This window comes from Arthrobacter sp. Soil764, assembly GCF_001428075.1.
Classification (GTDB): domain Bacteria; phylum Actinomycetota; class Actinomycetes; order Actinomycetales; family Micrococcaceae; genus Arthrobacter.
Window position 1 is genome coordinate 236,802 of the sequence record NZ_LMSI01000024.1, and the last position, 12,051, is coordinate 248,852.

10 protein-coding genes are annotated in these 12,051 nt (G+C 66.5%); 2 read left to right on the plus strand and 8 right to left on the minus strand.

The window, feature by feature from the left end; translation table 11 throughout:
- Position 1: 1 nt before the first annotated feature.
- Complete coding sequence (gene mptB, locus ASG86_RS18865; protein WP_156386237.1) at positions 2-1,618, minus strand: polyprenol phosphomannose-dependent alpha 1,6 mannosyltransferase MptB; 1,617 nt, start codon at positions 1,616-1,618, stop codon at positions 2-4.
- 370 nt (positions 1,619-1,988) lie between these two features.
- Between mptB and ASG86_RS18870 the strand changes: the two genes are divergently transcribed.
- The gene (locus ASG86_RS18870) at positions 1,989-3,488 is read left to right on the plus strand and encodes a SulP family inorganic anion transporter (RefSeq protein WP_056338075.1); all 1,500 of its coding nucleotides are present in this window, start codon (positions 1,989-1,991) and stop codon (positions 3,486-3,488) included.
- Positions 3,489-3,583: 95 nt separating this feature from the next.
- On the opposite strand, the gene ASG86_RS18875 is transcribed toward ASG86_RS18870, so the two are convergent.
- The 5 genes from ASG86_RS18875 to ASG86_RS18895 form a co-directional block, all read right to left on the minus strand.
- Entirely contained in the window at positions 3,584-4,705 is a 1,122-nt protein-coding gene (locus ASG86_RS18875; protein WP_056338080.1) for an NAD(P)/FAD-dependent oxidoreductase, read from the minus strand.
- Positions 4,706-4,776: 71 nt separating this feature from the next.
- On the minus strand, positions 4,777-5,820 hold the full coding sequence (locus tag ASG86_RS18880; RefSeq protein WP_056338082.1) for a Gfo/Idh/MocA family protein: 1,044 nt from the start codon (positions 5,818-5,820) through the stop codon (positions 4,777-4,779).
- A complete protein-coding gene (locus ASG86_RS18885; RefSeq protein ID WP_056338084.1) occupies positions 5,820-6,596 on the minus strand; it encodes an amino acid ABC transporter ATP-binding protein in 777 nt (258 codons plus the stop codon). The genes ASG86_RS18880 and ASG86_RS18885 overlap by 1 nt, the downstream gene beginning before the upstream one ends.
- Positions 6,593-7,381 carry an amino acid ABC transporter permease gene (locus tag ASG86_RS18890; protein ID WP_056338086.1) on the minus strand — a complete coding sequence of 263 codons (789 nt, stop codon included), beginning with the start codon at positions 7,379-7,381 and terminating at the stop codon, positions 6,593-6,595. The genes ASG86_RS18885 and ASG86_RS18890 overlap by 4 nt, the downstream gene beginning before the upstream one ends.
- Positions 7,382-7,521: 140 nt before the next feature.
- Positions 7,522-8,379 (minus strand): ABC transporter substrate-binding protein, encoded by an 858-nt coding sequence (locus tag ASG86_RS18895; protein WP_056338089.1) that lies wholly within the window; start codon positions 8,377-8,379, stop codon positions 7,522-7,524.
- A 172-nt stretch (positions 8,380-8,551) separates the two neighbouring features.
- Here ASG86_RS18895 and ASG86_RS18900 point away from each other — a divergent pair, with 172 nt between their 5' ends.
- Positions 8,552-9,658 (plus strand): LacI family DNA-binding transcriptional regulator, encoded by a 1,107-nt coding sequence (locus ASG86_RS18900; RefSeq protein ID WP_056338092.1) that lies wholly within the window; start codon positions 8,552-8,554, stop codon positions 9,656-9,658.
- Here ASG86_RS18900 and ASG86_RS18905 read toward each other — a convergent pair.
- Both ASG86_RS18905 and ASG86_RS18910 read right to left on the minus strand, forming a co-directional pair.
- Complete coding sequence (locus ASG86_RS18905; protein WP_056338096.1) at positions 9,651-10,838, minus strand: mandelate racemase/muconate lactonizing enzyme family protein; 1,188 nt, start codon at positions 10,836-10,838, stop codon at positions 9,651-9,653. The two genes, ASG86_RS18900 and ASG86_RS18905, sit on opposite strands and share 8 nt — an antisense overlap.
- 10 nt (positions 10,839-10,848) lie before the next feature.
- A complete protein-coding gene (locus ASG86_RS18910) occupies positions 10,849-11,892 on the minus strand; it encodes a LacI family DNA-binding transcriptional regulator (protein WP_056338099.1) in 1,044 nt (347 codons plus the stop codon).
- Positions 11,893-12,051: the final 159 nt, after the last annotated feature.

Sequence of the window (12,051 nt, forward strand, 5' to 3'; positions counted from 1 at the left end):
GTCAGCGGTTTTCGGACGGGTCGGCGGCGGTGCCTGCGGCAGCCCGCCGCGCTGCCCTGCGCTCCACCACCCAACGCCAGGCCTGCCGGGCAAGGTCCAGCGGCCTGCCCTCGATGAGCAGCTTGCGCGTATGGACGTCCAGCACCAGCAGGTAGAACGTGAACGCCAGTGCCGTGAAGAACGCCAGGGACGAGGCGTCGATGGGCAGTTCCACGAAGGACCAGACCGACAGCTGGTCCTGGGCCCCGAACACCACAAAGAACGTCACGGCCACGTACAGTGAGCGGATCTGCCAGTCGTCCCGGATTCCGGTGACGGCCAGGAACGGCAGGAACCACAGGATGTACCAGGGCTGGATGATGGGTGAGAGCATCACGACGGCGGTGAACGCCAGGGCCATCCGGCGCACCGCCCGCGAGTAGTCGCCGCGGAACATCAGCAGCAGGACCAGTGCGATCGCCGCCCACTTCATGCCGGTCCGCAGCCAGGTGGCCAGCGTTCCGCCGGGCAGCCCCAGGGCGTTGGCGAGCATTTCCACCTGCTGGCCCAGGAAGCCCGACGGCGAGTAGCCGGTATAGCCGGGGGTGGGGTCCATGATGGCCCAGGTCCAGCCGATGCCGAGGTTGTAGGGGATGCCGCTGATGGCCAGGACGCCGAAGCTGATGCCCGCGGTGGCGCCCCACATCAGGAATTTGCGCGGCCAGGAGGCGCCGGGGCCGGCCCACATGACTCCGATGAAGGGCAGCAGCAGCACCGTGATGGGCTTGATGCCGATCGAGACGGTGACCAGGAGGACACCCAGGAGGTAGCGGCGGGTGGCGGCCAGGTAGACACCTGCGACGGCGAGCCCCACCATCAGGGCGTCGTTATGGGCGCTGGCGATGAAGCTGATGAGGAACAGCGGGTTGGCCACGGAGATCCAGAGCGCCCGCGCTCCGTTGATCCCGTGCAGTTCGGCGAGCTTGGGCACGTAGATGACGCAGAGCAGCACGCCGACGCCGGCCAGGAGCCGGAACAGCAGGACGGACGCGTCCGGCTGGGCTCCGGTCAGTCCCACCACCGCGCGTGCCAGCCAGAGGAAGTACGGGCCGTAGGGGGTGCGGTTTTCCGCCCACGCGGGATCGGCGCCCAGGGAGAACCAGTTGTTGAGGGTGGAAATGCCCACCTCATAGGGGTTCTGGCCCTCCTGGACCAGCCGGCCCTGGCCGGTGTAGGCGTAGACGTCGCGGGAGAAGACCGGGACGCAGAACAGCAGCGGCAGGGACCAGGCGGATATGGCCACCACCACGGACCGCAGTGACGATTTTCCCCAGTCCCCCAGCCGCTGGCCCAGCCGGAGCCAGGAGCGCATCAGGAGCATGGCGCCGGCCGTCAGCAGCACGGTGGACACGGCCACCCCCCACCCTTCGGTACGGAGTGCAATCACCACGGGCTGGCGGATCATGGGCGAGCCATTGGCGATCCAGCCCGTCCCGATGGAGCCGACGAACATCATGAGGGCGCCGATGAAACCCTCGATGGTTGCCAGGTAGGCATGGCCCTTGGCGGGCACGGAAATCCCGGCCGGTGTGCCCGGCCGGCTCTCCGACATCCTGAGGTGTGACCCGCCTGCCGTCATGATTGTGGTCCCCTACCTTGTTACGGCACTGCTCGCCCCAGCTTCAAAAAGGCCGCCCTGCAACCCGGCCATTTTATCAGCCGTGCTTACTGCCGCCCCGGGCCGGGGCCGGCCGGAACGCCACAGTTTGGCAACGGCACGGAACACATCCAGCTTCCGGCGCCCACCCGCCGCGCCATGCCCCCGCTGCCACCCCCGGCGCGGCCGGACGGTTTGACGGTAATGTTGCCTATGCAGCCGAACGTCACCGGCACCTTCCCTTTCCACCCCAGTGTTTTCCATGGCCGGGCTGGACCCGTGCGCATCGTGGCGCGCAGAAACGTTGCCCACCCTGCTCTCACAGGAGAGCCAAGTCCCCTGGAGTCGCTTCTTGGCCGTCGCCCACCCCACCCGCCCTCTTCGGAAACCGATCACCGTCCTCACCGCGCTGCGCTCTCCGCGGCAGCTGTCCCGCGAGGTCCTGGCCGGCATGGTCACCACCCTCGCCCTGGTCCCGGAAGTCATTTCGTTCTCGATCGTGGCCGGGGTGGATCCCATGGTGAGCCTTGTCGCCTCCATCGTGCTGGCACTGGCGATGTCCACACTCGGTGGCCGGCCCGGCGTCGTCACTGCCGCAGCCGGTTCCGTCGCCCTGGTGATCGCCCCGCTGGTCCATGAGCACGGCGTCCAGTACGTCCTGCCGGCCGTACTCCTTGCCGGCGTCATCCAGGTGGTCTTTGGCCTGGCCGGCCTTGCCAGGCTGATGCGCTTCATCCCCCGGTCGGTGATGATCGGGTTCGTTAACGCCCTGGGCGTGCTGATCTTCATGGCGCAGGTGCCCCATGTCCTCAACGTGCCATGGCTGGCCTACGTCCTGTTCGCCCTGACGTTCGCCATCATCTTCATCCTTCCCCGCTTCACCAAGGCGGTCCCGTCGCCGCTGGTGGCCATCGTCGTCGTCACGGCGATCGTCATCATCGCCGGCCTCTCCGTTCCCGACGTCCTGGACGAAGGTCCCCTCACCGGCAAGCTGCCCGGACTCACCCCGTTCCTTGTCCCGGTGAACCTGGAGACCTTCCAGCTGGTGCTGCCCACCGCGCTGAGCGTCGCGTTCGTGGGCCTCATGGAAAGCCTCCTGACGGCGAAACTCGTGGACGACATCACGGACACCCCCTCGCACAAGGGGCGTGAGTCCTGGGGCCTGGGGGTCTCGAACATCCTGGCCGGTTTCTACGGCGGCATTGCCGGTTGCGCCATGATCGGCCAGACGGTCCTCAACGTGAAGACCGGCCAAGCCCGCACCCGCATCTCCACGGTCGTGGCCGGGCTGTTCCTGCTGGCCCTGGTGACCGGCCTCAGCTCGGCCATGGGGCAGATCCCCATGGTGGCACTGGCCGCGGTCATGATGGTGGTGGCTGTCACCACGGTGGACTGGCACAGCGTCAAACCGTCCACCCTGAAGCGGATGCCCATCCCGGAGACCCTAGTCATGGTGGTCACGGTGGCCGTCGTGGTCCTGACGGGGAACCTCGCCTACGGCGTCCTGGTGGGCGTTGTCCTGGCGATGGTGCTGTTCGCCCGCCGGGTGGCCCACGTCATCACTGTGGAGCGGACCCCGGCCGGGGACGGCCGGAGCGTCCGCTACGACGTGGTGGGGCCGCTGTTCTTCGGCAGCAGCAACGACCTCGTTGAGCAGTTCGCCTATGCCGACGATCCCGCCCGGGTGACCATCGACCTCAGCCGTGCCCAGATCTGGGACGCCTCGACGGTGGCCGCCCTCGACTCCATCGAAACGAAGTACGCCGACCACGGGGCCGCCGTGACCATCCAAGGCCTTGATGAACGCAGCACCGGCTTCCACCGCCGGCTCACCGGGCATTTGGGGGCCTGAGCGGCCGCTTCCCAGCCCGGACCAGGCCTGGACGCGGCCGCTTCCCGGCCCGGACGCGAAAACAGGCGGAGCCACACGGCCCCGCCTGTTGTGCTTTAGGAGAAGCGGCCGGGCCGGAAGGTGGCCAGCATGGGGTGCTTCCGGCCGGTCAGGATCTCGCCGGCGAGAAGTTCTCCGGCAATGAGTCCCAGGGTGGCGCCGGAGTGCGTGAAGGCAACGTAGCACCCTGGCACCTGGCCCAGTTCGCCCAGCACCGGTTCGCCGTCACCGGGAATCGGCTTGTAGCCCATCTTCCAGGAGGCGGGCTTGAGTTCCGGGTTGCCGGCCACCAGTTTGGACGCCTCGTCAGCGAGTTCCTGCACCACCTCGTCCGGGATGCTGAACGATCCGTCCGCGTGTTCGGTGATCTGTTCTTCGTACCAGTCGTGGTCCAGGGCGAACGTGCCGCCCGGGTTGGGCCGCACGGCGGCGCGCGGGGTATTCATCACCGCGGCCACGTCGTGCTGCACCTGCTTGGTCACCACCAGCATGGAGACAGGCGAGCCGTTGGGGATGTTCACCCCCAGGGGTTCGACGACGGCGGGCGACGCCGCGCCGCACGCCACCAGGACGGCGTCGGCCGGGTACGTCCCGCCCGACGCGGTCTCCACACCCGAGGTCCGGCCGTCCTCCACCATGACGGACGCCTTTCCGGCGTTGAGGACCAGTTCGCCGCCCCTGGCGTGGAATTCCTCCATGAGGAAGTCGATCAGGTCCGGCAGGCTGACCCAGCCTTCGCCCGGATTGAAGATGGCGTTCTCCGGCACGGCGCCCGCATCGATTCCCGGGGTAACGGACGAAATTTCGCTTGGAGCAACCAGCTTGGAGTCATAGCCGATGGACTTTTCGTAGGCGTGCCGGGCCTCGGTGGCCTCATGCTGCCCCGCGGCGTTCCACATCAGGCCGCCGCCGAACTGGAGCCATTCCCGGCCGGGGTCCGCGGCGAAAAGGGTGCGGTAGCGGTCCACGCCGGCCACGCGCAGCTGGTGGTAGGGGGTGGACCGTTCGCCGGCCGAGTTGAGCCAGGACAGTGAGCGGCCGCTGGCTTCACTGGCGAGGCCGCGCTCGGTCAGCAGGATCACGGAGGCTCCTTCGCGGAGCAGGTGGACTGCGGTGGAGACGCCGAGGATCCCGCCGCCGATGACGGCGACGCGCTTGGTGGCTGATGCAGGGGACATGAGGGTCACTTTCTATGGAATACATGGGATGGACGCGGACGGCGCGTCCATGGAAAAGAATCGGAGGGGCGTCAGGCCAGGGCGTGGATGCCTTCGATGACCTTCAGCACCTCAAGGGGTTCGGCGGGATCGACGGGCAGCGGCCCGTTCCCGCGCAGGGCGGCGGCCAGCTGGACGTAGAACTCCGGGTACGCGCCGCGTTCGGCGGGTACCGGAGTGGTTGCCCCGTCCGCCCCCAGGAGCCCCCAACGCTCCTGGGGGTCCACGCCATAGGCGGGGTACGACGGCGGCATCCCGGCAGCGAGCGCGGCTTCCTGTCCGTCCAGGCCCCACTTGGTGTAGCCGGCCCGGTTGCCCAGGACGTGGAAGCGGGGTCCGGCCTGAGCGGCCATGCCGTTCATCCAGAGGCGCGTGCGGACGCCGGAGGCGTGCAGCAACGACACGAAGGCTTCGGTGTCGGCCGCATCCGGATGCGGCCCGCGGTTGGCCGTCTCGCCGTAGCTGGTGTCCACGGGGCCGAACAGCTGGATGGCCTGGTCGATCAGGTGTGCGCCGAGGTCGTGCAGGATGCCGCCGCCCTCAGCCAGGGACACGGTGTCCCGCCAGTTGCCAAAGCCTTCGGGCCGCCACCATTCGAACCGCGACTCGAAACTGGTGACCTCGCCAACGCCTCCGGACGCCAGCACCTTCTGCAGGGTGAGGAAGTCGGCATCCCACCGGCGGTTCTGGAACACCGTCAGCTGCACCCCGCCGTCGGACGCCCTGCTGATCAGCTCCTCGCCCAGGGCGGACGTGGGCACGAAAGGCTTGTCCACCACCAGGTTCAGGCCGTGGGCTATGGCCGTTGCGGCCAGCCCATAGTGCGTGTGCGGCGGAGTGCCCAGGATGACCAGGTCCAGGTCCGCAGCCAGGGCGAACAGTTCCTCCGGAGTGCCGACAATCCGTGCCTGCGGATAGAGGCGTGCCGCCTCCGCCGCACGCTCCGCCTGCGCCGTGACGATGACGTCCAGCGAGAAGTCCGGGTTGGCAGCCAGCAGGGGTGCGTGGAAGACCTTGCCGGAAATTCCAAAGCCGACGACGGCGGTACGGATGGGTGCCGTTGCAACCGTACCCATCAGAGGACCTCGGAGAGGAAGCGCTGGAGGCGTTCGCTGCGGGGGTTGTCGAAGAGCTGGGCGGGGGTTCCGGCTTCCACTACCTCGCCTTCGTCCATGAAGACCACCTGGTCGGCAACTTTGCGGGCGAAGCCCATCTCGTGAGTGACCACGAGCATGGTCATGCCACGGCGGCCCAGTCCGGCCATGAGGTTAAGGACGCCTTTGACCAGTTCGGGGTCCAGGGCGCTGGTGGCCTCATCGAAGAGCATCACTTCGGGTTCCATGGCCAGGGCACGTGCGATGGCGACGCGCTGCTGCTGGCCGCCGGAGAGGTCGCGGGGGCGGTGGTCTGCGCGTTCGGCAAGCCCGACCTCGGCGAGCCGTTGGCGGGCCCGTTCCATGGCCTGGGCCTTGGGCATGCCCTTGACGCTCCAGAGGGCAAGGGCCACGTTTTCCTCGGCGGTGTGGTCCGGGAAGAGGTTGAAGTGCTGGAACACCATGCCGATGCGGGTGCGCAGGGTGTCCGGGTTGGCGCCCAGCGTGCTCTCGCCGGCGAGCAGCACATTCCCGCTCTTGGGTTCGTGGAGCCGGTTGACGCCGCGGAGCAGCGTGGACTTGCCGGATCCGGAGGGGCCGATGATGCAGGTGGTGGTACCCGGGGCCACGGTGAGGCTGACGTTGCGCAGCACTTCGATGTCCCCGTAGGCCATGGTGAGGTTGCGCAGTTCCAGGCTGGAACCGTGGAATGCCTGTGCCTCAGGGGTGACGGTGTTCAGGGTGGTGGGGGTGTTCATGTGTTGCTCCCGGCTGTGAGCGGCGAGGCCGCATCGAGTTCCTTGACTTCCTTCAGGCCGCTGGTGGGCGGTGCGGCGCGGCGGCGGCCGGTGCGGAACTTGTTGTCGAAGTAATTCACCAGGTGCGTCAGGGGGACGGTGATCACCAGGTAGAGGAGGCCGGCGGCCACCAGGGGCGAAAGGTTGCCGGACAGCACCGCGGCGTCCTGGCCCACGCGGAAGAGTTCGCGTTCGGTGACCAGCAGGCCCAGGAAGTAGACCAGGGAGGAGTCCTTGACGATGGCGATGAACTGGTTCACCAGGGCCGGGAGGACCCGGCGGACGCCCTGGGGCACCACCACCAGGGCCATGGACTTGGCGTAGCTCATGCCCAGGGCACGGCAGGCCTCGCCTTGGCCCTTGTCCACGCTGAGGATTCCGGCGCGGAAGATCTCGCCGATATAGGCGCTGGCGATCAGGCTCAGCGCGATGATGCCCAGCGGGTAGGGCGAGGGGCCGAAGATGGATTGACTGAGCCGGGCGAAACCCTGGCCGATCAGCAGGATGGTGAGGATGGCGGGCAGGCCCCGGAACAGGTCGGTGTAGATCCTGGCGGGAACCCGCAGCCACTTGGATGGTGAGATGCCCATGACGGCCACCACCATGCCCAGCACCGTTCCAAGGACGGTGGCGGCAATGGAGATGATCAGCGTGTTCAGCAGGCCGACCGCCAGGAGTTGGGGCAGGACCTCGGCCATAGCGCCGAAGTCGAAGAAGGTACGGATGATGGTGTTGAGCCAGTCCATGGTTGCTCTCAGAGGTAGATGATGGGGGGTGCCGGGCGGGCCGCGTACGGCGGCCCGCCCGGTCAGGTGGCCAAAGGGCTTGCTGGCCAGGCGCTTACGTGCCTGCGCCTGGTTGCCCGGTGCCTATGTGGCCCTGGCGCCTATTTGGCCGGTGTGGGCGACGCGGTCTGTTCAGCCTTGGGCAGGTACTTCTCGGGCATCGGCGAGCCCGGGAACCACTTCTGGTAGAGCTTCTTCCAGGTGCCGTCCTCCATGGCTGCGGCCAGGCCCTTGTTCAGGGCTTCCTTGAAGGCGGTCTTGCCCTTGGCTACCGCGAACCCTGCCGGAGCATCGAAGGAGGGGATGTCCGCGGCGCTGACCAGCCCGTGCTGCTCCTCATAGGCCTTGGCGGCCTCGTAATCCAGGAAGTGCGCGTCAACGGTTCCGCTGTTCACCGCTGCGATGGCGGTGTTGTTGTCAGGGAAGCGGACCAGGCTGGCCGAGGTGAAGTTCTTCACCGCATAGGCTTCCTGCAGCGTTCCCTGGACCACGCCCAGGCGTTTGCCGGCCAGCCCGTCCGCGCCGGTGATGCCGGAGGTTTTGGTGGTGATGACGGTCAGGTAGCCGGCCAGGTAACCGTCGGAGAAGTCCACGGTTTCCTTCCGCTTGTCCGTGATGCCGATCGCTGCCACACCGGCGTCGAACTGCCCGTTGGCAACCGCGGCAAGGAGGCCCGAGAAGTCCTGTCCGGTGAAGACCACATTGTCCACACCGGCCCGGTGGGCCACGTCCTTGAAGAGTTCCACGTCGAAGCCGGTGAAGTTTCCGGAGGCGTCGGCGAACGTGTAGGGCTTGGAGTCGCCCAGGCTTGCCACCCGGATGGTGCCGGGCTGGATCAGTCCGTAGGGGTTGTTTTCGGTGGTGGAGGCGGCGGAGGTGGAGCTGCAGCCGGAGAGCGCCAGGACGGCGGCCAGGGCTGCCGCGGCAATGCCGGCCGGGCGGAGAGTCTTTTTCTTCACAGCGTTGTCCAATCGTTGGGAGGGAGGCGGTGCTGTCAGGGCCGCCGAAGAAAGTCGCCGATGCTCTTGTTGAGTCCGGTCTCACACCCTAGGATTGAGACCGGACTCACATCGATGGATAGAAATGTAGCGGAAGTCACAGGGCCCGTCAACAGGTCCCCGAAAGGTGAAGATGAACGGTGATGGAGCACGACGCCGGGACGTAACAGTTGCCGACGTCGCCAAGGCTGCGCAGGTTTCCAAGGCCCAGGCCGCCCGGGCGCTGGGCAATTATGGCGCCGTCAGCGAGGACGTCCGCGAGCGCGTCCTCGCTGCCGCGGAGGCACTCTCCTACCGGCCCAACGAGCTGGCCCGCAGCATGAATACGGGGAAATCCCACACCATTGGGGTGGTGGTGGGTGACATCGAAAACCCGCATTTCGGCCTTGCCACGCGCGGCATCACGGACACGGCCAAGAAAGCCGGCTACAACGTCATCCTGGTCAACACCGATGAGGACCGGGCGGCGGAAGTGGATGCGGTGCGGGTCCTGCTGGACAAGCGGGTGGACGGCCTCATCGTCGCCCCCGCCTCATCCGTGGACACCGAACACCTGCAGGAGGTGCACCGCTCCGGCCGCCCGCTGGTCTTCATCGACCGCACCGCAGGGGACCTCCAGGTGGACACCATGGCCGTGGACATGGCCCGAATTTCCCGGGAGGCCACCCAGTATCTGCTCGAGGCCGGGCACCGGCGCATCGCCTTCATTTCCACGCTGCGGACCGACGCCCACTACAGCACCGGCATCACCCTGGAGTCCTCCCAGATCGCGGACCGCATTGAGGGGATGCGGCAGGCTTTCCTGGAGGCGGGGCTTTCCTTTCCGGAGGACCTGGTGAAGTTGAATGCCGGCGACGCCGATTCGATCCGCAGCATCACGCGTGAGGTGCTCCGCGGGCCGGACCAGGCCACAGCAGTAGTGGCATCGGACGGCCTGATTGCCCTCAGCGTGGTGGAAGCAATCCAGGAATTGGGCCTGTCCATTCCGGCTGACGTTTCATTCCTGATGTACGACGACTTCGCATGGACCCGGCTCACCACGCCGCCCCTGACGGTCATCGCCCAGCCGGTCTACAACATGGGCGTTGCAGCAGCCAAGGCGCTGATCCGGCAGATGGAGGGGCTGCCGCCTGCCGCTCCCGCCCAGTTCACGGCCACCCTGGTGCGCCGCGGTTCCGTGGGGCCGCGCCGGATCGAAGAGGATCCGCAGCAGGAAGAGCTGGCGGCCACGCTCAGCTGATGTTTGCCCCTTCCAGGTTGAAGTAGGACCGGGCGTCCGGGGGCCGGATATCGGCCACCACGTCGCTGAAGATCCGCATGGGATGCAGCGTGAAAGGGTGCTCGGCGATCGCGTCAAAGTCGAGCTCGATGCCCAGCCCGACTCCTTCGGGGATCATAATGTCGCCCTCCTCGGTCAATTCAAGGCGCTCGTTCGAAATCTCACTGCGCCACGGCACATCCGTGGCCATGATTTCCAGGTACCGGAAATTCGGCAGCGCCGCCCCAAGCTGCAGCGTTGCCGCAGTACTGAGTGGCCCGCTCGGATTGTGGGGTGCGAACGGCACATACTGGGCTGCGGCGAGCGTGGAAATGAAGGACAGTTCCAGCAGTCCGCCCGCATGGGTTACGTCCGGCTGGATATAGTCCACTGCCTTACGGGCGAGGGCTGGAACGAAGGTGTTCCGTCCCATCCAGCGTTCGCCGGCCGCAATAGCAACCGGGGACTTGCTGCGCACCTCGATGAGTGCATCGATTCCGTCCGGCGGGCAGGGCTCCTCAAAGAACACCGGCTGGAACTGCTCGATTTCCCGGGCAACCCGGATGGCTGTGGGGACATCGAACCTGCCGTGCCCTTCTATGAAGAGCTCAACGTCATCGCCCACTGCCTCCCGCACCGCGGCAACGGGCTCAAGCATGCGCCGAAGGTCCCGCGGTTCAAGAGTGAGGTCCGCAGCCTCGAACGGGTCCCACTTCAGTCCGCGGAAACCTTGGGCAACCGTTTGTACGGCTGCCTCGGCAAATTCTTCAGGCGTCCGGGCTCCGGAGAACCAGCCGTTGGCGTAGGCCCGAACCCTGTCACGGACCTGTCCACCCAGCATCCGGTGGACCGGGACTCCAAGGGCGCGGGCCGAAACATCCCACATGGCCATTTCAAGGGCGCTGAGTGCCGTCATGGACACCGGACCGCCACGCCAATAGGCGTCCCGGTTCACCTCATAGATGGTCTGCGTGATCCTGGTGGGGTCCTTGCCCCTGACAGCATCGGCGAGGACGGCCACCGCGCCGCGGACTGCGTGTTCCTGCCCTTCGAGGGTGGCCTCGGCCACACCGGTGAGGCCTTCATCGGTCGTCATCCGGACGAAGATGAGGTTGGTCCGGTAGAAGTCCACCACCACGGTATCGAGGTTGGTTATTTTCATGTGACGTCTTTCAGGCAGCCGGAGGAGCGGTGGATTCACGGACGATGACCTGCGTGGCCAGTTCCACCCGGTGGGAATCCAGGACCTCGCCGCGCACCTGGCGCAGCAGCGACCCGAGGGCCGCCCGGCCCATCTCCTCGAGCGGCTGGGCCACAGAACTCAGCGATGGCACGGATTGCTCGCCCTGGTTGGTGCCGTCGAAACCGATGAGGCTGATGTCTTCCGGAACCCTGATCCCATGGTGCCGCGCTTCGCTCAGGACACCCAGGGCAATCGCGTCGCTGCCGGCAAAGATGGCCGTGGGAAGGGAGTCGAGCTTCAGCAGCTCCCTAAACCCACTGACCCCGCTCTCGGTCCGGAACCGGCCGCCGGACACAATGTAGCTGGGGTCCACCGTGATGCCCTGTGCCATGAGGGCGGCCATGTAGCCGTGCAGCCGCGCCTGGTTGCATTCCGCGCCCTCTATGCCGCCGATGTAAGCGATACGGCGGTGTCCCAGTTCCAACAGGTGTTCGGTGGCCGCTTTTCCGCCGGCCCAGTTGGTGGCGCCAACGCTGACAACATCCGCTGAGGGCGGATTCAGTGGGTCAATGACGACGACGGGAATCTGGCGGCGCCTGAACGCATGCAATTGCGCCTCACTGAAGGCCGAGGTCACCACGATCATCCCAGCCCGGCCCTCTTCCAGCATTCGCTGCGCCCGGCGCTCCGGCGTGTGGCGGCCAGGGGTGGATTGACCGGTAACGCTGACCAGGATTTCGACGTCGGCGCCGGCAGCGGACTGCAGGATGCCGTTCAGGACCTGAATGGTGTAGGCGGAGTCGAGCACGTCGATCACCACTTCAACCACGGTCCCGCTTTCCGCAGCGGCCCGTCGCTGCAGTGGGGACTGATACCCCGCCTGTTCCAGTACGGCAAGAATCCTGGCCCTCGTTTCGGGGGCAACGTCGTCACGGCCGTTCACCACTTTGGACACCGTGGGCGCCGAAACCCCTGCCTGCTTGGCCACGGTAGCGAGCGTGGGCTTGGTCCGCTCCGACAATCTGGTCGTCATGGGTTCGCAATCTTTCGAAGATGGGGAAACGTTTTCATTGTGCAGAAGGGGGGATTCTCGGGTCAAGGCTTATCTGGAATCCGGATCGTGACGGAGAAATATCCTCTACGATCCCTTGACCGCGCGGCTTTTTCCGGCTTTAGTTTACAGCGTGACTTA